Origin of the sequence: Paenibacillus sp. Y412MC10, assembly GCF_000024685.1 — a bacterium.
GTDB lineage: Bacteria > Bacillota > Bacilli > Paenibacillales > Paenibacillaceae > Paenibacillus_AQ > Paenibacillus_AQ lautus_A.
Window position 1 is genome coordinate 6,423,808 of sequence record NC_013406.1, and the last position, 19,271, is coordinate 6,443,078.

Here is a 19,271-nt window from a genome sequence, read left to right on the forward strand (position 1 = left end):
AAACTGCCCGGGATTAACCTTCGATTTCTTTAACAGAAACCAGGTGATTTACTTTCTTGATCATTCCGCGAATTGCAGCATTGTCGCTTTGAACCACGGAATGGTTGATTTTGCGAAGTCCGAGTGTTTTCACGGTTGCACGCTGATCCTCTGGACGACCAATCACGCTGCGTACGAGGGTGATTTCAAGTTTAGCCATGAGATTCCCTCCTTAACCCAACAGCTCTTCGACGGATTTGCCGCGAAGCTTGGCAACATCTTCAACACGCTTCAGGCGGGACAAGCCTTCCAAAGTCGCATTGACCATGTTCATGGAGTTCGAAGAACCTAGAGATTTTGTCAAAATGTCGCCTACGCCAGCCAGCTCGAGTACTGCACGAACCGGTCCGCCAGCGATAACCCCAGTACCTTCAGATGCCGGCTTCAACAATACGCGGCCTGCTCCGAAGTGCCCTGTTACGAGGTGAGGAATAGTGGTTCCAACAAGTGGAATGTGAATCAGGTTTTTCTTAGCATCTTCAATACCTTTGCGGATTGCATCCGGTACTTCGCCTGCTTTACCGATACCTGCTCCTACCCAACCTTTGCCATCACCGACAACTACCAGTGCGCTAAAGCTAAAGCGACGTCCGCCTTTTACAACTTTAGCAACGCGGTTAATGTTTACTACTCTTTCAGTCAGTTCTAAAGTGTTAGGATCTACACGCAAGTCGTTTACCTCCTTTTGAAAATATCTTAGAATTCAAGGCCTGCCTCGCGAGCTGCCTCTGCAAGTGCTTGAATACGTCCATGGTACAAATATCCACCACGATCGAATACGATCGATTTATAACCTTTGTCTGCTGCACGTTTTGCAACGAGTTCGCCGACTTTACGAGCGGATTCAACGCTTCCGCCGTTCTTGATGTCGTTAACCAGTTCTTTGTCCAGCGTAGAAGCTGATGCCAAAGTCACGCCAGCCACGTCGTCGATCAATTGAGCATAAATGTGTTTCGAAGAACGGAACACGTTCAAACGTGGACGTTCTGCAGTGCCTTGGATTTTCTTACGGACACGCAGGTGTCTTTTCAGACGAGCTTTGTTCTTGTCTTGTTTCGTGATCATGCTTCCATTTCCTCCCTTCAGTTTTGCCTTAAGAGCTTCACTTTTAGACGCATCGGGTAAGTATGGGAGAAGAGGCAAGTTATCCACCAGGTGAATCCCCAGTCAGCTAACCTTACTTCTTCTTACCAGCTTTACCTTCCTTACGGATAATGCGTTCACCTTCGTATTTAATCCCTTTACCTTTATAAGGCTCAGGCTCACGTACGGAACGGATCTTAGCAGCGTATGCACCTACGCGCTCTTTATCGATACCGCGAACCGTGATTTTCGTGTTAGCCGGTACGTCGAATTCAATACCTGGCTCCGGTGTAATTTCAACTGGGTGGGAGTAACCCACGTTCAGAACGATTTTATCTCCGGATTTGCTTGCACGGTATCCGACACCAACCAACTCAAGGTTTTTCGAGAATCCTTCAGTTACACCGTTGACCATATTCGAGACAACGCTGCGGGTCGTGCCGTGAAGAGAGCGATGTGTTTTGTTGTCGGAAGGACGAACAACATTGATCTCGTTGTTTTCTACTGTAATTTGCATGTCTTTATGCAATTCACGAGTCAAGGTACCTTTAGGTCCTTTTACAGTGATTACAGCGTTATCCAGTGTGACTTCCACACCGTTAGGAATAGCAATTGGTTTACGACCAATACGGGACATTCATTACACCTCCTATCTTGTGACGTTGATTACCATACGTAGCAGAGAACTTCTCCGCCAGCTTTGGATTGACGAGCTTCTTTGTCGGTCATAACTCCCTTAGACGTGGAGATGATCGCAATACCCAAACCACCAAGTACGCGAGGTACTTCGTTGCTCTTCGTGTAAACGCGAAGACCTGGTTTGCTGATTCTTTTCAGACCTGTGATTACGCGCTCGTTGTTGGAACCATATTTCAGGAATACACGAATGATCCCTTGTTTATTGTCTTCCACAAACTCTGCATCACGGATGAAGCCTTCACGCTTCAAGATGTCAGCGATTTGTTTTTTAATCGTCGAAGCAGGCATTTCTACTGTTTCGTGGCGAACCGTGTTCGCGTTACGAATACGAGTTAGCATATCTGCAATTGGATCGGACATAGTCATGTAGGATAAACCTCCTTCCCGTTTATAAACTTCTTACCAGCTTGCTTTTTTCACGCCAGGAATCTGGCCTTTATAAGCTAATTCACGGAAACAAATTCTGCAAATTTTAAACTTCTGCAGTACCGAATGTGGGCGACCACAACGTTCACAACGGGTATATGCCCGTACTTTGAATTTCGGTGTACGTTGTTGTTTAACTTTCATCGAAGTTTTTGCCACTTAGCCTGACACCTCCTAAATAGTTTCGGAGAAAAGGACAACCGTCTTATTTCGCGAAAGGCATGCCCAGTTGAGCAAGCAGTTCACGGGATTCTTCGTCGGTTTTAGCAGTCGTTACGATAACGATGTCCATACCGCGAACCTTATCCACTTTGTCATACTCAATTTCAGGGAAAATGAGCTGCTCTTTCAGACCGAGCGTATAGTTACCGCGTCCGTCAAATGCTTTGGTGGACACGCCTTGGAAGTCACGTACACGTGGGAGTGTAACGTTGAACAGCTTGTCGAGGAAGTAGTACATACGCTCACCGCGCAGCGTTACCTTCACACCGATTGGCATGTTCTCACGCAGTTTGAATCCCGCGATGGATTTCTTTGCACGGGTGATAACCGGTTTTTGACCAGCAATCAGCTGCATGTCGTTCACAGCGGAATCAAGCACTTTCGAGTTGGCTACAGCGTCACCCACACCCATGTTGATGACAACCTTCTCGATTTTTGGTACTTGCATTACTGTCTTATAGCTAAACTTCTGCATCAGAGCAGGAGTTACTTCGTTCAAAAAACGCTCTTTCATTCTTGCTGCCATGATTCAAGGACCTCCTTTCTAAACCGTCTTATTTATCGATAACTTCTCCGGATCTTTTAGCTACGCGAACTTTTTTACCGTTGTCCAGTACTTTGTAACCGATACGAGTTACTTTTCCGCTCTTCGGATCAACGTGCATAACGTTCGATACATGGATCGGAGCTTCCTTCTCGATGATACCGCCTTGTGGGTTCATTTGGTTTGGCTTCTGGTGTTTCTTGATCATGTTCACACCTTCAACCAAAACACGATTTTCACGAGGGTACGCTGCGATGACACGGCCTTTTTTGCCTTTGTCTTTACCGCTGATGACGATAACTGTATCATCTTTTTTCACGTGCAGTTTGTTGCTATGGGATTCCAGAACTTTTTTCACTTTAGGCATTCGTTACACCTCCTATGACTAGCCAGTTCAACTATTTATCGGGTTCCCGAAAAGTTACGTCACTTTTTGGGGTGTTATTAGATTACTTCCGGAGCCAAGGAAACGATTTTCATGTAGTCTCTTTCGCGAAGTTCGCGAGCAACTGGTCCGAAAATACGAGTTCCGCGTGGGCTTCTGTCGTCTTTAACAACAACAGCTGCATTCTCGTCAAATGAGATGTAAGATCCGTCTTTACGACGTACAGAACGCTTCGTACGAACGATTACCGCTCTTACTACATCACCCTTTTTGACAACGCCGCCTGGTGTTGCTTGTTTGACGGAACATACGATCAAATCACCGATTTGAGCTGTACGACGACCAGTACCACCCAATACGCGGATACACATCAGTTCCTTCGCACCGGAGTTGTCAGCAACAGCTAAACGTGTAAATGGTTGAATCATTTAAATTTCCTCCTTCCATCAAAAACTGATCATATCTTAGATGATAACCGCTTTTTCAACCACTTCTACCAGTCTCCAGCGCTTGTCTTTGGAGAGAGGGCGAGTTTCCATGATTTTAACGGTATCTCCGATTTGAGCTTGATTGTTCTCATCATGCGCTTTAAATTTTTTCGTGTATTTAATGCGTTTGTGATACAAGTCATGCTTCTTATAAGTTTCAACAGCTACAACAATGGTTTTATCCATTTTATCGCTGACAACTTTACCGATTTGCACTTTACGAGCATTGCGTTCTTCGCTCATTTGTTAGCCTCCTTCCTGAATACAGAACATGACGTTCCATTTCATTAACTAATCCCAAGTTCTCTTTCACGGATAACGGTTTTAGCACGAGCTATTTCTTTGCGAACGTCACGGATCCGAGTCGGGTTATCAAGCTGGCCAGTGGCCAATTGAAAACGGAGGTTAAAGAGTTCCTCTTTAAATCCGGCGATTTTTTGCTCGATTTCTGCAGTGGTTAAGTTGCGCAGTTCATTAGCTTTCATTTGCTTCACCACCCACTTCTTCTCGTTTCACAAACTTCGTTTTTACAGGCAGCTTGTGAGCGGCGAGACGCATCGCTTCGCGGGCGATTTCCTCGGACACGCCTCCAAGTTCAAACATGATCTTGCCTGGTTTTACAACGGCAACCCATTTCTCAACGTTACCTTTACCGCTACCCATCCGCACTTCGAGAGGCTTTTGAGTAATCGGCTTATCTGGGAAAATCTTGATCCATACTTTACCGCCACGACGGATGTAACGAGTCATCGCGATACGAGCAGCTTCGATCTGACGGTTCGTGATCCAGCCTGGTTCTGTAGCTTGCAGACCGAATTCGCCGAAGTTCAGTTCAGTACCGCCTTTCGCTTGGCCTCTCATATGGCCGCGCTGTTGTTTGCGGTGTTTTACACGTTTTGGTACCAACATGATTAGTTGCCTCCTTCCTGAGCAGCTTGTTTCTTAGCCGTAGGAAGAACCTCTCCACGATAGATCCATACTTTCACGCCGATACGGCCGTAAGTCGTATGCGCTTCTGCTGTACCATAGTCGATGTCTGCACGAAGCGTATGAAGTGGAACAGTTCCTTCACTGTAGCCTTCCGTACGAGCAATCTCGGCTCCGCCAAGACGTCCGCTGACCGATGTTTTAATCCCTTTCGCTCCAGAGCGCATAGTTCTTTGAATCGCTTGTTTCAGTGCACGACGGAAAGATACACGACGTTCCAGCTGTTGTGCAATGCTTTCAGCAACAAGAATTGCGTCCAGTTCAGGGTTTTTGATTTCAGAAATGTTGATGTGAACTTTTTTACCGCCGGCGATTTTAGTCACTTGTCCGCGCAGTACTTCTACTTCGGAACCACCTTTACCGATAACCATACCTGGCTTCGCAGTGTGGATCGTCACGTTCACACGATTAGCCGCTCTCTCGATTTCGATACGGGATACAGCGGAGTCTTTCAATTTATTTTTCAGGTATTCACGGATTTTCACGTCTTCCAGCAAAAGATCACCGAAATCTTTGCCTGCATACCATTTGGATTCCCAATCACGGATAATACCGATACGGAGTCCTACTGGATTTACCTTTTGGCCCACACGTTTTCCCTCCTTATTTTTCAGCTACCACCAAAGTAATGTGGCTGGTGCGTTTATTGATCCGGCTTGCACGTCCCATCGCACGAGGGCGGAAACGTTTCATAGTCGGTCCCTGGTTGACATAAGCTTGCGTCACAACCAATTTAGTTACATCCAAAGAGTAGTTATGCTCAGCGTTTGCGATAGCCGAGTTCAAAAGCTTCTCAACAACCGGAGATGCAGCTTTCGGAGTGTGACGAAGAATTGCGATCGCTTCGCCGACTTGCTTACCGCGGATCAAGTCAACAACGAGTTGAGCTTTACGAGGAGCAATACGAATCGATCTAGCATGTGCTTTTGCTTCCATATGTTTAACCTCCTCTCAAACAAAGAGCTTCGTTAATTATCTTCTTGTTTTCTTATCGTCTTCATGACCTTTGTAAGTACGGGTTGGAGCGAACTCACCCAACTTATGTCCTACCATGTCCTCAGTTACATATACAGGTACATGTTTACGGCCATCGTATACACCGAACGTGTGACCGATAAATTGCGGGAAAATAGTGGAGCGGCGGGACCAAGTTTTGATCACAGCCTTTTTGCTTGCGGCGTTCATATCCTCCACTTTTTTGAGCAGATATCCGTCAATAAAAGGTCCTTTTTTCAAACTACGGCTCATATTGAAATCCTCCCTTCATCAAATTGTCGTTACCTTCGGGCCTGACACGAAGTTATGCACTTAAGCGCGCATTACTTCGTGCGGCGGCGAACGATATATTTGTCAGAAGCTTTGCCTTTTTTACGAGTCTTAGCACCAAGGGTTGGTTTACCCCATGGAGACATAGGAGACTTACGTCCGATTGGAGCGCGGCCTTCACCACCACCGTGAGGGTGATCGTTAGGGTTCATGACGACACCGCGTACTTCAGGACGTTGTCCGAGCCAGCGGCTGCGGCCTGCTTTACCGATTTTGATCAACTCATGGTCTTGGTTACCCACAGAACCGATGGTTGCACGGCAAACTTTCAGGATGCGGCGAACTTCACCGGAAGAAAGACGAACCGTTACGTACTTGTCTTCTTTACCGAGAAGCTGAGCTTCTGTACCAGCAGCACGAACCAATTGTCCGCCTTTGCCTGGTTTCAATTCGATGTTGTGGATAACGGTACCTACTGGAATGTTTTCCAGAGGAAGCGCGTTACCGATCTTGATGTCAGCACCTACTCCAGATACTACTTGGTCTCCAACTTTCAGACCTTTAGGAGCGATGATATAACGCTTTTCACCATCTACATAGTGAATCAGAGCGATGTTGGAAGTACGGTTCGGGTCGTATTCGATTGTAGCAACGCGACCTGGAATGCCGTCTTTATTCCGTTTGAAGTCGATGATACGGTATTTACGTTTGTGTCCGCCGCCATGGTGACGAACCGTAATTTTACCTTGGTTGTTGCGGCCAGCTGTTTTGCTCAGTGGAGCCAGCAACGATTTCTCCGGCTGATTCGTGGTGATTTCTTCGAAAGTCGACACGGACATGTTGCGTCGAGCCGGGGATGTCGGTTTATACTTTTTAATAGGCACTGAATTTTCCCTCCTTACTTAAGAAATTCTTATTCAACCGATTCAAAGAACTCGAGCGGTTTGCTGTCTGGTGCCAAAGTCACGATTGCCTTTTTCCATTCGGTTGTGTAACCGGAATAACGGCCGTAACGTTTTGGTTTAGCAGGGACACGCATCGTATTCACGTTCGATACTTTAACTTTAAAAATAGATTCGACAGCTTGCTTGATCTCGGTCTTGTTAGCACGGATATCCACTTCAAAAGCATATTTCAGCTCTGCCATGTAGTCAGCCGTACGTTCCGTGATCACCGGGCGCTTGATTATATCGCGTGGGTCTTTCATTACGCGAGCACCTCCTCTACCTTCTGAACTGCTTCCTTCGTAATGATCAGTTGATCGTACGACAGTACGTCAAGAACATTAATGCCGTCAGCCGCTACGAATTTCACACCAGGAATATTACGTGCGGAAAGGGCTACATTATCATCATAGCTTGGAGCAACGATCAGAGCTTTACGGCCTACTTTCAGGTTGCTAAGGATGTTAGCAAACTCTTTCGTTTTCGGCGTGTTCAGCGTCAGTTGATCCAATACGATAATTGCGTTGTCAATCACTTTGGAAGACAAAGCGGATTTGATAGCCAATCGACGAACTTTCTTAGGAAGTTTAAACGTGTAGCTGCGCGGAGTCGGTCCAAATACCACGCCGCCGCCTTTCCATTGTGGAGAACGGATCGAACCTTGACGAGCACGGCCGGTACCTTTTTGTTTCCAAGGCTTACGTCCGCCGCCGCGTACTTCAGAACGTCCTTTTACTTTGTGGGTACCACGACGAAGGGAAGCGCGCTGCAGCAATACTGCGCTGTGCAGTACGTGAGCGTTCGGCTCGATGCCGAATACAGCTTCATTCAATTCTACTTCGCCAACCTGGCTACCGCTGACATTATAAAGTGCTACTTTAGGCATTGTTTGTTCCTCCTTTCTTTAGGCGATTATTTCTTCACCGTTTCTTTGATTTGAACGAAACCTTTTTTAGGTCCTGGAATGGAGCCTTTAACAAGGATTACGTTACGCTCTGCGTCGACTTTAACAACTTCGAGCTTTTGGATCGTAACTGTCTCATTGCCCATGTGACCTGGCAGACGTTTTCCTTTAGGAACACGGTTTGCCTGGATCGAACCCATGGAACCTGGTCTACGGTGATAACGGGAACCGTGAGACATTGGTCCGCGGCTTTGGCCCCAACGCTTGATTACGCCTTGGAATCCTTTACCTTTGGAAATACCCGTTACGTCAACAAATTCGCCTTCTGCGAAGACATCAGCCTTCAGCTCTTGTCCAACCTCGACACTCGCGAGGTCAACACCGCGAATTTCGCGAACGTAGCGCTTAGGCGCAGTGTTTGCTTTTTTCGCATGGCCTGCTTCTGGTTTGTTAGATCTGTTCTCTTTCTTATCGGAGAAACCAACTTGGATCGCTTCGTATCCGTCGTTTTCCAGATCTTTCTTTTGAAGAACAACACAAGGACCTGCTTCGATAACCGTTACAGGAATTACAACACCCTCAGGGGTAAATACTTGAGTCATTCCGAGCTTTCTACCTAAGATACCTTTCATGTTGACACCTCTTTTCTCTTCTCTAATTCGTTATGCAATGCTTACAGTTTGATTTCGATATCTACACCGGACGGCAGGTCCAAGCGCATCAAGGCATCCACAGTTTGTGGAGTCGGGTTCACGATGTCGATCAAGCGTTTATGTGTACGCATTTCGAACTGTTCCCGAGAATCCTTATACTTGTGCACCGCACGGAGAATGGTAATTACTTGTTTCTCAGTTGGAAGCGGGATCGGACCGGATACACCAGCACCCGAACGTTTTGCTGTCTCAACAATTTTCTCAGCGGATTGATCAAGAACTCTGTGGTCGTATGCTTTCAAGCGAATACGAATTTTTTGCTTTGCCATTTTATTCCCTCCTTCTATCGCCCAATTTGGTATCGGACATACTCCGTGAAAATTTTCCAACCACCCACCTCATGGCAAAGGGGCCGGGTGTGTCGGTAACCTCTCACATCATCGCAACGTCGCAGAACAACATTCACTATTATATATAAAAGATAGGCGCATTGCAAGCACTAATTCATATTTGATATGTATTTACATTCGCTCCGTGCTTTCCTTGAAATTTTCGGCAGAAACCGCAGCTTCGGACGTGGCTTCCCGGATGCTTCCGATCGTCATGGAGAGCAGTTTCATTTCTTTCTCCGCCCTCATCATTCGATCTGCACTGGACTGTACGGACATCAGAATGCTGGAGAACAGCTTGCTGGATTCCTCGGACTGTCTCTTCCCTTGCATCGTTAGCCCTTGAACCTGGTTAATAGATTCTACCACTTCAGCCGTGATGGATTTCGACTTGGATACGATATCTGCAATTCGGTTCACGGTCGTCCTCGTGTCCTCCGACAGGCGGCTTACCTCTTGGGCTACAACGGCAAAACCCTTTCCATGCTCTCCGGCGCGTGCTGCTTCTATGGTGGCATTTAAGGAAAGCAGCTTGATCTGGGAGGCTATTTCCTGAACACTCACCGCTATAACGGAAATTTGCTTGGAGGATTCCTGAAGTTCTTGCACCGCATGATGCATCCCGGCCGCGCTTTGGTCAATCGCATTCATTTGATCCTCCAACTCTGCTATTTTTGCTTCACCGGCCCTTGCATCCGATATCGAGCCCTGCGTTGTGGTTGAAGTGCGTTCAAATGTATCAGCCATCTCGCTACTGCTAGTCATCAGGCGTTCTACAGCCTCATTAATATCCAGCGTCAGCCCGGATAATTCGCTAACAAAAGCAGCAATGTTCTGTTTCAGCTCTTTTCTTACCCTATCATACTGGAACTGCTTCTCACTTAAGTTTACTCTCTCGTAAGCTTCCAACACTAGCTGCTGCTCCAGGCTAAGCAACTTGGTAATCGTCGACACTAGCCGTATTTGTTGTTCTTCTCCTACAACCTCTCTATAGATCATCTTGAAGAATTCGTTCTGTAAGTTCTGGAAAGCGGACAAGTACCATTTAGGCTCAAGCCCCACGCGCTTATGCACCTCGGCAATGCGCAGCCTTTTTGCTACATAAGCTTCATTGATTTCTCCATTCCATATTTCGAGAGGATGATCGCGACAGACTGATAAAATGCTTCTGTTATCTCCTCAAGCCTCTCCTCCATTTGCGGACGGAGCTGCCTCAAAAGCTGAAGATCACCCTCGGTAAGGCTAATCATCCGCATTTGATCATTCAGCTCGCCTAATGGTTCTTGATACACATAACGGGCATCTTCTGAATTGCGCAGTTCTACTGCAGGCTGAACTTCATCTTCCAAACTCCTCTTCATCCATGCAAACGGACATTTCATACAGTCAGTGATCTCCATTCTATATAATAGATAAATCTAATTCCTTAACTGACTTCAATCAAAGATTGTAATCATACTGGAACCAAATAAATAGAATGAATCCTTGAATATATGGCATATTCTGTACAGTAAGCTTGACTAATTTTCTACAAATCCTACACTTAAGGTTTTAGTTTAGCCGCAAAGATCACAGTGGGGTATCACTACAAATAGAAAAAGAGCCCGATCCAAGGGATCAGACTCTTTTATCAGGACATCACACTGTTGCTCGTTACAATACACTGTTGCTATATGCAAGGCTGTTCGAAGCCTTAATTATTTAATGATGGAAGCAACGGAACCAGCACCTACGGTACGGCCGCCTTCACGAATGGAGAACTTAGTTCCTTCTTCGATCGCGATTGGGCTGATCAGGTTAACCGTTACAGTGATGTTATCACCAGGCATAACCATTTCAGAACCTTCTGGCAAGTTGATCACGCCAGTTACGTCCGTAGTACGGAAGTAGAACTGTGGACGGTAGCCAGTGAAGAAAGGCTTATGACGTCCGCCTTCTTCTTTGCTCAGTACGTATACTTGAGCTGTGAACTCAGTGTGTGGTTTAACGGAAGCAGGCTTAGCAAGTACTTGACCGCGCTCGATTTGAGTACGCTCAACACCACGAAGCAATGCACCGATGTTGTCACCAGCTTGTGCGGAATCCAGCAATTTACGGAACATTTCAACGCCCGTAACAACGGATTTCTTAGTTTCTTCAGCGATACCAACGATTTCGATCTCGTCACCAACTTTGATCGTACCACGCTCTACACGACCTGTAGCAACGGTACCACGACCAGTGATGGAGAATACGTCCTCGACAGGCATCAAGAAAGGCTTGTCAGTGTCGCGCTCAGGCAATGGGATGTACTCGTCGATTGTTTTGAACATTTCAACGATTTTTTGTGCCCATTCGCCTTCTGGGTTTTGCAGAGCTTCACGAGCGGAACCACGAGTGATCGGAGTGTCGTCGCCTGGGAAGTCATACTCGCTCAGAAGGTCGCGAACTTCCATTTCAACCAATTCCAAGAGCTCTTCGTCTTCAACCATGTCGCATTTGTTCAAGAATACAACGATGTAAGGAACGCCTACTTGACGGGACAACAGGATGTGCTCGCGAGTTTGCGGCATTGGGCCGTCAGCTGCGGATACAACCAGGATTGCTCCGTCCATTTGAGCAGCACCAGTGATCATGTTTTTAACATAGTCAGCGTGACCTGGGCAGTCAACGTGTGCATAGTGACGAGCATCAGTTTCATACTCTACGTGGGAAGTAGAGATTGTGATACCGCGTTCGCGCTCTTCTGGAGCTTTGTCGATTTGATCGAAGGACATTGCTGCGCCACCGTAAGTTTTGGACAATACAGATGTAATTGCAGCAGTCAAAGTTGTTTTACCATGGTCAACGTGACCGATAGTACCGATGTTAACATGGGGTTTCGTACGTTCGTATTTAGCCTTTGCCATTTGAACAATTCCTCCTTAAGGGGATTATATATGTTGGGCCGGAAGCGGAGTTAACGGGATGTTTGGTCCCGCCTCCTATCCAGCAGGTAAAACGTTATTATTCTCCGCCTTTGATCTTGGACACAATTTCATCGGAGATATTCTTAGGAACTTCTTCGTAGTGGGAGAGTTCCATGGAGAACACGCCGCGTCCTTGTGTACCGGAGCGAAGCGTAGTGGAGTAACCGAACATTTCGGAAAGAGGCACTTTCGCACGGATAATTTGAGTACCGCCACGGGAGTCCATACCTTCGATACGTCCACGGCGGGAGTTCAGCATACCCATTACGTCGCCCATGTATTCCTCAGGCACGGTAACTTCAACTTTCATGATTGGCTCGAGCAGGACAGGCTTACACTTGTCTTTAGCTGCTTTCAGAGCCATGGAACCGGCGATTTTAAACGCCATTTCATTGGAGTCAACATCATGGTAAGAACCGTCGACGATTGTTGCTTTAACGTCAACAAGCGGGAAGCCGGCGAGTACACCGTTCTTCATTTGCTCTTCAATACCTTGTTGTGCTGGACCAATGTATTCTCTTGGTACCGAACCACCGACAACTTTGCTGTCGAATTGGTTACCGCTACCAGGTTCCAGAGGTTCGAACTCAACCCATACGTGACCGTATTGTCCACGACCACCGGACTGACGAACGAATTTACCTTCAACGCGAGCTGGTGCACGGAATGTTTCGCGGTAAGCTACTTGTGGTTTACCCACGTTAGTTTCTACCTTGAACTCACGACGCATACGGTCGATGATGATGTCCAAATGAAGCTCACCCATACCTGCCAGGATCGTTTGGCCTGTTTCTTCATCAGTATGTGCACGAAGAGTTGGATCCTCTTCCGTCAACTTACCGAGAGCCACACCCATTTTATCTTGGTCAGCTTTTGTCTTAGGTTCTACTGCGATTTCGATAACCGGATCAGGGAAGTTCATGGACTCCAGGATAACCGGGTTTTTCTCATCACATAGTGTATCACCTGTGCCCGTATCTTTCAAACCTACGGCAGCTGCGATATCTCCGGCGAATACTTCGGAAATTTCTTGACGGCTGTTCGCATGCATTTGAAGGATACGACCAATGCGCTCACGCTTGCCTTTCGTTGCATTCAGTACGTAAGAGCCGGATTGCAGTACACCGGAGTATACGCGGAAGAATGTCAGCTTACCAACATAAGGGTCCGTAGCGATTTTGAATGCCAAAGCCGAGAACGGCTCTTCATCGGAGGAATGACGGATAGCTTCAGTTCCGTCTTCAAGGGTACCCTTGATGTCTGGAACGTCAGTTGGAGCCGGCAAATAATCGATTACGGCATCAAGCATCAGCTGAACGCCTTTGTTACGGTAAGAAGATCCACAGATAACCGGGAAGATCTTAACTTCGACAACACCTTTACGCAGAGCAGCTTTCAACTCAGCGATGGTGATTTCTTCACCTTCAAGATATTTCATTGTCAAGTCTTCGTCAAGTTCTGCTACCTTCTCAACCAACTCGTTGCGAAGCTCTTCCACTTGATCCTTGAATTCTGCTGGAATTTCGGTTTCTTCGATATTTTGACCGAGGTCATCCTTATACATATAAGCTTTTTCCTCGATAATATCGATGATGCCAACGAAATCGTTCTCTGCACCGATCGGAAGCTGAATTGCTACCGCATTCGCCTGCAGGCGCTCTCTCATATCTTTAACTACGTTCAAGTAGTCGGCACCGATAATATCCATTTTGTTTACGTATGCGATCCGCGGAACTCCGTAACGGTCTGCTTGTCTCCAAACAGTCTCCGACTGAGGTTCAACGCCCTCTTTCGCACTGAATACACCTACTGCCCCATCCAATACACGAAGGGAACGTTCAACTTCTACTGTGAAGTCAACGTGCCCCGGGGTGTCGATAATATTAACGCGATGACCCTTCCAAGAAGCGGTAGTCGCAGCGGACGTAATCGTGATACCGCGCTCCTGCTCCTGTTCCATCCAGTCCATTGTAGCTGCACCCTCGTGAACTTCCCCGATTTTGTGCGTACGGCCTGTATAGAACAAAATCCGCTCTGTAGTGGTCGTTTTACCAGCGTCAATATGCGCCATGATCCCGATATTACGTGTATTTTTCAAGGAGAACTCTCTTGTCGCCATGCGAATAGTCTCCCTTCAAAATTTGAAGTATAAATTAGTTGCTGAATCCTACCAACGGTAGTGAGCAAACGCTTTGTTCGCTTCAGCCATTTTGTGCGTGTCTTCACGTTTCTTAACGGAAGCGCCTGTGTTGTTGGAAGCGTCGATGATCTCAGCCGCCAAACGCTCTTCCATCGTCTTCTCACCGCGGTTGCGGGAGTAGTTTACGAGCCAACGTAATCCAAGGGATGTACGTCTCTCTGGTTTAACTTCGATCGGAACCTGGTAGTTAGCACCGCCGACACGACGAGCTTTAACTTCCAATACTGGCATGATGTTCTTGATAGCTGCTTCAAACACTTCCATCGGATCATTACCAGTACGTTCCTTGATGATGTTGAACGAATTGTAAAGGATGCTTTGAGCAACACCTCTTTTACCATCCAACATGATGCGGTTGATCAGACGAGTTACCAGTTTGCTGTTATACACCGGATCTGGCAGCACGTCTCTTTTAGTTACTGGACCTTTGCGTGGCATGGATATCCCCCTTTCTTCAGTCATGAGTCATGTTACGAATACATGAGCATCAATTAGCTTTTTGCTTTAGGACGCTTCGTGCCGTATTTGGAACGAGCTTGCATCCGGTTGTTTACACCAGCGGTATCAAGTGCGCCGCGAACGATATGGTAACGTACACCCGGAAGGTCTTTTACCCGTCCACCGCGAACCAATACAACACTGTGCTCTTGCAAGTTATGTCCGATACCCGGAATGTAAGCCGTCACCTCAATGCGGTTCGTCAAGCGAACACGAGCATATTTACGAAGTGCGGAGTTCGGTTTTTTCGGCGTCATTGTGCCTACACGAGTGCATACACCGCGTTTTTGCGGAGCGCTCAAGTCGGTCTCCTCACGTTTCAAAGCGTTAAAACCTTTTTGAAGAGCTGGAGATTTCGATTTGTAAACTTTAGCTTGACGGCCCTTGCGAACCAGTTGGTTAATTGTTGGCATGCTAGCCACCCCCTTCCCGTATTTATCATTCAATTACAAACCCCGTTTAAGTCCACAGACCCAGGCGGTTCATAAAAGAACAAATGAAAAGTTTTTGCCGAAAGAAGTAACGTCTTCTCCAACAAAAACGATTTCTCAAATCATGATTTCAAGACAGCTACCATAGCTGCACCAACTTCAATACCGCATGCTTCTCCAAGCTCTATCATCGTGGGTACATAGTTGATATGCACGCCATTCTTATCACACTCGGATACGACTTTTGAAATCAAACGTTGGTCGCAATCTTCAGCCACATAAACCTCTGTAGCCAAACCGGATTCAACGGCCTTCATCGTTTGTTTGGTGCCAATCTTGATGTGTGCATCCTGTAATCCTTTATCATTAGACACAAGTCATTCCTCCAAAAGAACAGGGAACAAAGAAACTATTCACGCACCTTTGCTATATTAGCATCTGCCCTAATCGATGTCAAGCTATTAAATCAGAAAAAAAGAAACTTTGGGACGAGGAGGGCTTCCGCATCTTAAGACACGGAAATCTCCTCATCACCTGACTGTTTCTTAATCTATAGAAGCTGTTTCGAGTTCCTGACTTTCGTCATTCACATCATTTTGTCCCGCGAACTTCACGCTGCGATAACGGTTCATACCGGTACCTGCAGGGATCAGTTTACCAATGATAACATTCTCTTTCAGACCAAGCAGCTGATCGACTTTACCTTTAATGGCAGCGTCGGTCAACACGCGAGTTGTCTCCTGGAAGGAGGCCGCTGACAAGAACGAATCGGTTTCGAGAGATGCCTTCGTAATACCGAGGAGAACCGGTTTGGCAACCGCTGGTTCTTTCCCGGAAAGAATAGCGTCTTTATTCGCTGTCTCGTATTCATGCATATCCACGAAGGAGCCTGGCAGCAGGTTCGTATCTCCCGCATCAACGATACGGAATTTACGCAGCATCTGTCTGATCATAACTTCAACGTGTTTATCGTTAATTTCTACGCCTTGGTTACGGTATACGCGTTGAACTTCCTGAAGGATGTAGTTCTGCACGCCACGGATACCTTTGATGCGAAGCATTTCCTTCGGATCAATGGAACCATCGGTCAGTTCATCCCCGGCTTCAATATGCTTGCCTTCGCTTACGCGCAGACGGGAGCCATAGGTAACCGCGTAAACTTTGGTTTCAGCTTCACCTTGAATTTCGATTTCACGACGGTCTTTCGTTTCACGGATCTCCTTAACTACGCCGTCGATCTCACTAATGGTCGCTTGACCTTTAGGATTACGGGCTTCAAAGAGCTCCTGGATACGCGGAAGACCTTGTGTAATATCATCACCGGCAACACCGCCTGTGTGGAACGTACGCATCGTGAGCTGTGTTCCCGGTTCGCCGATGGATTGAGCTGCGATAATACCAACCGCTTCACCAATCTCAACATGCTTACCAGTAGCCAGGTTACGGCCGTAACATTTTTTGCAGACGCCATAACGTGCACGGCAGCTCAAGATGGAACGAATTTGAAGCTTCTCAACTCCAGCTGCCACGATTTCCTCAGCTTTGTCGGAATCAATCAATTCGTTACGATTAACGATGATCTCTTTCGTTTCCGGATGACGAACGGTCTCAAATGCATAACGTCCCTCAATACGGTCGTAGAGATCCTCGATAACTTCTTTACCGTCCTGAATACGGCTAACGGTAAAGCCTTTATCCGTGCTGCACTCGTCTTCGCGAACGATGACATCCTGGGCCACGTCGACAAGTCGACGAGTCAAGTAACCGGAGTCAGCGGTACGAAGCGCTGTATCGGCAAGACCTTTACGCGCACCGTGCGTGGACAGGAAGTACTCGAGTACCGTCAGTCCTTCACGGAAGTTCGATTTGATCGGGAGTTCGATGATACGGCCCGACGGGTTCGCCATCAGACCCCGCATGCCACCGAGCTGGGTGATCTGCGATTTGTTACCCCGCGCCTTGGAATCCACCATGAGCATGATGGAGTTAAAGCGATCCATCGACTTCATGAGTACATCCGTAATATCGTCTTTGGTCTTGGACCAGATGTCGATAACGCGGTCATAACGTTCTTCGTTCGTGATCAAGCCGCGGCGATATTGGTTCGTTACCACTTTAACCTTCTCGTCTGACTCTTTCAGAATTTCATTCTTCTCGTCAGGTACGATAACGTCGGATACCGCAACGGTTACGCCTGCACGGGTAGAGTATGTGAAACCGATCTGCTTGATTTTATCCAAAATCACAGAGGTTTCCGTTGTATGGTACGTTTCGAAACAGCGCGCAATGATGGAACCCAGGTATTCCTTGCCAACGGCTCCGCTGACCGGCAGTTCCTGGATCACTTTTTGGATATCTGCACCCTTCTCGTATACGAAATACTTCTCAGGCGTGCCTTGCAGTAGGTTCGTACGAGTCGCTTCATTGATGTACGGGAAGCTGGCAGGGAAAATCTCGTTAAAGATAATCCGGCCGATCGTCGTAATCAAAATCGCATCCTGCTGTTTGTCGGTGAAGCTGGTTTTGCCAAGGGCTTTAACCGGAATCGCTACGCGTGCATGCAGACCGGCTGCTTCACGCTGATAAGCGGAAACCGCTTCGTTCACGCTGCCCAGAATCATGCCGGTACCTTTCTCTTCCTTGTTATCCATTGTCAGATAGAAGGAACCCAGTACCATATCCTGAGACGGCGTAACAACCGGTTTACCGTCTTTCGGGTTCAAAATGTTGCCCGATGCCAGCATCAACAGACGCGCTTCAGCTTGAGCCTCAGCGGACAAAGGAACGTGAACCGCCATTTGGTCACCGTCAAAGTCAGCGTTATACGCCGTACATACGAGCGGGTGAAGACGGATCGCATGGCCCTCAACCAGAATCGGCTCAAATGCTTGAATACCGAGTCTGTGAAGCGTCGGTGCACGGTTCAGAAGAACCGGATGCTCTTTAATGACTTCCTCGAGCACATCCCATACTTCTGGACTTACACGTTCTACTTTGCGTTTCGCACTCTTGATATTATGTGCCAGGCCTTTGTTGACCAGTTCTTTCATCACGAACGGCTTGAAGAGCTCGAGCGCCATTTTCTTAGGCAGACCGCATTGGTACATTTTCAGGTAAGGACCTACGACGATAACGGAACGACCAGAATAGTCAACCCGTTTACCGAGCAAGTTCTGACGGAAACGCCCTTGTTTACCCTTCAGCATGTGGCTGAGGGATTTAAGCGGACGGTTACCCGGACCTGTTACCGGACGGCCGCGGCGGCCGTTGTCGATCAGTGCATCGACAGCTTCCTGCAGCATGCGCTTCTCGTTTTGAACAATGATATCCGGCGCGCCGAGATCCAGCAGTCTTTTCAGACGGTTGTTCCGGTTAATAACACGGCGGTACAGATCGTTCAAGTCGGAAGTCGCAAAGCGTCCGCCATCAAGTTGAACCATCGGACGAAGCTCCGGCGGAATGACCGGCAGCACATCCATGATCATCCATTCCGGATTGTTGCCGGAGTTGCGGAACGCCTCAATCACTTCCAGGCGTTTGATCGCCCGGTTGCGGCGCTGACCTTGTGCAGTGCGCAGTTCTTCCTTAAGGAATTCAAGCTCTTTCTCAATATCAATGTCTTGTAGAAGTTTCTTGACCGCTTCAGCACCCATGCCGGCTTGGAAGCCGTAGCCGTACTTCTCACGGTAGCTGCGGTATTCCTTCTCGGACAGCAATTGCTTCTTCTCCAGCGGCGTATCTCCTGGATCGGTTACAACATAAGATGCGAAGTAAATGATCTCCTCAAGAGATCTTGGGGACATATCCAGAGCCAGGCCCATGCGGCTTGGAATGCCTTTGAAATACCAAATGTGCGATACAGGAGCTGCGAGCTCAATATGGCCCATCCGTTCGCGGCGGACCTTGGCGCGCGTAACTTCAACGCCACAGCGATCGCAGACTACTCCTTTATAACGGACACGCTTATACTTACCGCAATGACATTCCCAGTCCTTCTGAGGACCGAAAATACGCTCGCAGAAGAGGCCTTCTTTCTCCGGCTTCAATGTACGGTAGTTAATCGTTTCCGGCTTCTTCACCTCTCCGCGAGACCAAGAACGGATTTTTTCCGGTGAAGCAAGACCGATTTTCATGTACTCAAAATTGTTAACGTCCAACAAGGAGC

At 47.4% G+C, this 19,271-nt stretch carries 27 protein-coding genes and 1 pseudogene; all 28 read right to left on the reverse strand.

What is annotated here, in order from left to right:
- Positions 1-13 precede the first annotated feature (13 nt).
- Positions 14-199, reverse strand: coding sequence for a 50S ribosomal protein L30 (gene rpmD, locus GYMC10_RS28445; RefSeq protein ID WP_006212904.1), 186 nt, complete (start codon positions 197-199; stop codon positions 14-16).
- Positions 200-211: 12 nt separating this feature from the next.
- Positions 212-709, reverse strand: a complete 498-nt coding sequence (rpsE, locus tag GYMC10_RS28450; protein ID WP_009589212.1) for a 30S ribosomal protein S5 — start codon at positions 707-709, stop codon at positions 212-214.
- Between the two features lie 26 nt (positions 710-735).
- Positions 736-1,104 carry a 50S ribosomal protein L18 gene (gene rplR, locus GYMC10_RS28455; RefSeq protein WP_009589217.1) on the reverse strand — a complete coding sequence of 123 codons (369 nt, stop codon included), beginning with the start codon at positions 1,102-1,104 and terminating at the stop codon, positions 736-738.
- Positions 1,105-1,216: 112 nt separating this feature from the next.
- Complete coding sequence (gene rplF, locus GYMC10_RS28460; RefSeq protein WP_015737622.1) at positions 1,217-1,759, reverse strand: 50S ribosomal protein L6; 543 nt, start codon at positions 1,757-1,759, stop codon at positions 1,217-1,219.
- A 29-nt stretch (positions 1,760-1,788) separates the two neighbouring features.
- Positions 1,789-2,187, reverse strand: a complete 399-nt coding sequence (gene rpsH / locus GYMC10_RS28465; RefSeq protein ID WP_006212908.1) for a 30S ribosomal protein S8 — start codon at positions 2,185-2,187, stop codon at positions 1,789-1,791.
- A 33-nt stretch (positions 2,188-2,220) separates the two neighbouring features.
- Positions 2,221-2,406, reverse strand: a complete 186-nt coding sequence (locus tag GYMC10_RS32075; protein WP_013312154.1) for a type Z 30S ribosomal protein S14 — start codon at positions 2,404-2,406, stop codon at positions 2,221-2,223.
- A 46-nt stretch (positions 2,407-2,452) separates the two neighbouring features.
- On the reverse strand, positions 2,453-2,995 hold the full coding sequence (gene rplE / locus GYMC10_RS28470) for a 50S ribosomal protein L5 (protein ID WP_007132558.1): 543 nt from the start codon (positions 2,993-2,995) through the stop codon (positions 2,453-2,455).
- Between the two features lie 28 nt (positions 2,996-3,023).
- Entirely contained in the window at positions 3,024-3,380 is a 357-nt protein-coding gene (rplX, locus tag GYMC10_RS28475; protein ID WP_006212910.1) for a 50S ribosomal protein L24, read from the reverse strand.
- A gap of 77 nt (positions 3,381-3,457) precedes the next feature.
- A complete protein-coding gene (gene rplN, locus GYMC10_RS28480) occupies positions 3,458-3,826 on the reverse strand; it encodes a 50S ribosomal protein L14 (protein ID WP_015737623.1) in 369 nt (122 codons plus the stop codon).
- Positions 3,827-3,862: 36 nt separating this feature from the next.
- The gene (gene rpsQ, locus GYMC10_RS28485) at positions 3,863-4,129 is read right to left on the reverse strand and encodes a 30S ribosomal protein S17 (protein ID WP_009589223.1); all 267 of its coding nucleotides are present in this window, start codon (positions 4,127-4,129) and stop codon (positions 3,863-3,865) included.
- A 44-nt stretch (positions 4,130-4,173) separates the two neighbouring features.
- On the reverse strand, positions 4,174-4,371 hold the full coding sequence (gene rpmC, locus GYMC10_RS28490) for a 50S ribosomal protein L29 (protein ID WP_007132561.1): 198 nt from the start codon (positions 4,369-4,371) through the stop codon (positions 4,174-4,176).
- Positions 4,361-4,795, reverse strand: a complete 435-nt coding sequence (gene rplP / locus GYMC10_RS28495) for a 50S ribosomal protein L16 (RefSeq protein WP_009589221.1) — start codon at positions 4,793-4,795, stop codon at positions 4,361-4,363. The genes rpmC and rplP overlap by 11 nt, the downstream gene beginning before the upstream one ends.
- A 2-nt stretch (positions 4,796-4,797) precedes the next feature.
- The gene (gene rpsC / locus GYMC10_RS28500) at positions 4,798-5,463 is read right to left on the reverse strand and encodes a 30S ribosomal protein S3 (RefSeq protein WP_006212915.1); all 666 of its coding nucleotides are present in this window, start codon (positions 5,461-5,463) and stop codon (positions 4,798-4,800) included.
- A 13-nt stretch (positions 5,464-5,476) separates the two neighbouring features.
- A complete protein-coding gene (gene rplV, locus GYMC10_RS28505; RefSeq protein WP_015737624.1) occupies positions 5,477-5,809 on the reverse strand; it encodes a 50S ribosomal protein L22 in 333 nt (110 codons plus the stop codon).
- A 36-nt stretch (positions 5,810-5,845) separates the two neighbouring features.
- Complete coding sequence (gene rpsS / locus GYMC10_RS28510) at positions 5,846-6,121, reverse strand: 30S ribosomal protein S19 (protein WP_006212917.1); 276 nt, start codon at positions 6,119-6,121, stop codon at positions 5,846-5,848.
- A gap of 71 nt (positions 6,122-6,192) precedes the next feature.
- A complete protein-coding gene (gene rplB / locus GYMC10_RS28515) occupies positions 6,193-7,023 on the reverse strand; it encodes a 50S ribosomal protein L2 (RefSeq protein WP_009589218.1) in 831 nt (276 codons plus the stop codon).
- A gap of 29 nt (positions 7,024-7,052) precedes the next feature.
- Complete coding sequence (gene rplW / locus GYMC10_RS28520) at positions 7,053-7,346, reverse strand: 50S ribosomal protein L23 (protein ID WP_006212919.1); 294 nt, start codon at positions 7,344-7,346, stop codon at positions 7,053-7,055.
- Positions 7,346-7,969 (reverse strand): 50S ribosomal protein L4, encoded by a 624-nt coding sequence (gene rplD / locus GYMC10_RS28525; RefSeq protein ID WP_009589231.1) that lies wholly within the window; start codon positions 7,967-7,969, stop codon positions 7,346-7,348. The genes rplW and rplD overlap by 1 nt, the downstream gene beginning before the upstream one ends.
- A gap of 26 nt (positions 7,970-7,995) precedes the next feature.
- Positions 7,996-8,619, reverse strand: a complete 624-nt coding sequence (gene rplC / locus GYMC10_RS28530) for a 50S ribosomal protein L3 (RefSeq protein WP_009589211.1) — start codon at positions 8,617-8,619, stop codon at positions 7,996-7,998.
- 41 nt (positions 8,620-8,660) lie between these two features.
- Positions 8,661-8,969, reverse strand: coding sequence for a 30S ribosomal protein S10 (gene rpsJ / locus GYMC10_RS28535; protein ID WP_009589214.1), 309 nt, complete (start codon positions 8,967-8,969; stop codon positions 8,661-8,663).
- Between the two features lie 192 nt (positions 8,970-9,161).
- Positions 9,162-9,794 carry a methyl-accepting chemotaxis protein gene (locus GYMC10_RS28540; protein ID WP_315971989.1) on the reverse strand — a complete coding sequence of 211 codons (633 nt, stop codon included), beginning with the start codon at positions 9,792-9,794 and terminating at the stop codon, positions 9,162-9,164.
- Between the two features lie 183 nt (positions 9,795-9,977).
- Positions 9,978-10,429 (reverse strand): annotated as a pseudogene (locus GYMC10_RS33175) (protoglobin domain-containing protein); the annotation flags it as partial.
- A 297-nt stretch (positions 10,430-10,726) separates the two neighbouring features.
- Positions 10,727-11,917, reverse strand: a complete 1,191-nt coding sequence (gene tuf, locus GYMC10_RS28550; protein WP_009591967.1) for an elongation factor Tu — start codon at positions 11,915-11,917, stop codon at positions 10,727-10,729.
- Positions 11,918-12,014: 97 nt separating this feature from the next.
- Positions 12,015-14,096 (reverse strand): elongation factor G, encoded by a 2,082-nt coding sequence (fusA, locus tag GYMC10_RS28555; RefSeq protein ID WP_015737625.1) that lies wholly within the window; start codon positions 14,094-14,096, stop codon positions 12,015-12,017.
- 48 nt (positions 14,097-14,144) lie between these two features.
- A complete protein-coding gene (rpsG, locus tag GYMC10_RS28560; RefSeq protein ID WP_006212929.1) occupies positions 14,145-14,615 on the reverse strand; it encodes a 30S ribosomal protein S7 in 471 nt (156 codons plus the stop codon).
- A gap of 53 nt (positions 14,616-14,668) precedes the next feature.
- A complete protein-coding gene (gene rpsL / locus GYMC10_RS28565) occupies positions 14,669-15,088 on the reverse strand; it encodes a 30S ribosomal protein S12 (RefSeq protein WP_006212930.1) in 420 nt (139 codons plus the stop codon).
- 140 nt (positions 15,089-15,228) lie between these two features.
- Positions 15,229-15,480, reverse strand: a complete 252-nt coding sequence (locus GYMC10_RS28570) for a ribosomal L7Ae/L30e/S12e/Gadd45 family protein (protein WP_015737626.1) — start codon at positions 15,478-15,480, stop codon at positions 15,229-15,231.
- Between the two features lie 171 nt (positions 15,481-15,651).
- The gene (rpoC, locus tag GYMC10_RS28575; protein ID WP_015737627.1) at positions 15,652-19,266 is read right to left on the reverse strand and encodes a DNA-directed RNA polymerase subunit beta'; all 3,615 of its coding nucleotides are present in this window, start codon (positions 19,264-19,266) and stop codon (positions 15,652-15,654) included.
- Positions 19,267-19,271: the final 5 nt, after the last annotated feature.

Coding starts and splice junctions, on each gene's coding strand:
- rplP (WP_009589221.1), bottom strand. CDS start 4,795: ATGTTGGTACCAAAACGTGTAAAACACCGCAAACAACAGCGCGGCCAT.
- rplD (WP_009589231.1), bottom strand. CDS start 7,969: ATGCCTAAAGTAGCACTTTATAATGTCAGCGGTAGCCAGGTTGGCGAA.
- rpsG (WP_006212929.1), bottom strand. CDS start 14,615: ATGCCACGCAAAGGTCCAGTAACTAAAAGAGACGTGCTGCCAGATCCG.
- rpsS (WP_006212917.1), bottom strand. CDS start 6,121: ATGAGCCGTAGTTTGAAAAAAGGACCTTTTATTGACGGATATCTGCTC.
- rplR (WP_009589217.1), bottom strand. CDS start 1,104: ATGATCACGAAACAAGACAAGAACAAAGCTCGTCTGAAAAGACACCTG.
- rplV (WP_015737624.1), bottom strand. CDS start 5,809: ATGGAAGCAAAAGCACATGCTAGATCGATTCGTATTGCTCCTCGTAAA.
- rplW (WP_006212919.1), bottom strand. CDS start 7,346: ATGAAAGACCCACGCGATATAATCAAGCGCCCGGTGATCACGGAACGT.
- rpmD (WP_006212904.1), bottom strand. CDS start 199: ATGGCTAAACTTGAAATCACCCTCGTACGCAGCGTGATTGGTCGTCCA.
- rpsJ (WP_009589214.1), bottom strand. CDS start 8,969: ATGGCAAAGCAAAAAATTCGTATTCGCTTGAAAGCATACGACCACAGA.
- rpsL (WP_006212930.1), bottom strand. CDS start 15,088: ATGCCAACAATTAACCAACTGGTTCGCAAGGGCCGTCAAGCTAAAGTT.
- rplF (WP_015737622.1), bottom strand. CDS start 1,759: ATGTCCCGTATTGGTCGTAAACCAATTGCTATTCCTAACGGTGTGGAA.
- tuf (WP_009591967.1), bottom strand. CDS start 11,917: ATGGCAAAGGCTAAATACGAACGTACGAAACCCCATGTTAACATCGGT.
- fusA (WP_015737625.1), bottom strand. CDS start 14,096: ATGGCGACAAGAGAGTTCTCCTTGAAAAATACACGTAATATCGGGATC.
- rplC (WP_009589211.1), bottom strand. CDS start 8,619: ATGAAAGGTATCTTAGGTAGAAAGCTCGGAATGACTCAAGTATTTACC.
- rpsQ (WP_009589223.1), bottom strand. CDS start 4,129: ATGAGCGAAGAACGCAATGCTCGTAAAGTGCAAATCGGTAAAGTTGTC.
- rpsH (WP_006212908.1), bottom strand. CDS start 2,187: ATGACTATGTCCGATCCAATTGCAGATATGCTAACTCGTATTCGTAAC.
- rplN (WP_015737623.1), bottom strand. CDS start 3,826: ATGATTCAACCATTTACACGTTTAGCTGTTGCTGACAACTCCGGTGCG.
- GYMC10_RS28540 (WP_315971989.1), bottom strand. CDS start 9,794: ATGACTAGCAGTAGCGAGATGGCTGATACATTTGAACGCACTTCAACC.
- rplE (WP_007132558.1), bottom strand. CDS start 2,995: ATGGCAGCAAGAATGAAAGAGCGTTTTTTGAACGAAGTAACTCCTGCT.
- rplX (WP_006212910.1), bottom strand. CDS start 3,380: ATGCCTAAAGTGAAAAAAGTTCTGGAATCCCATAGCAACAAACTGCAC.
- rpmC (WP_007132561.1), bottom strand. CDS start 4,371: ATGAAAGCTAATGAACTGCGCAACTTAACCACTGCAGAAATCGAGCAA.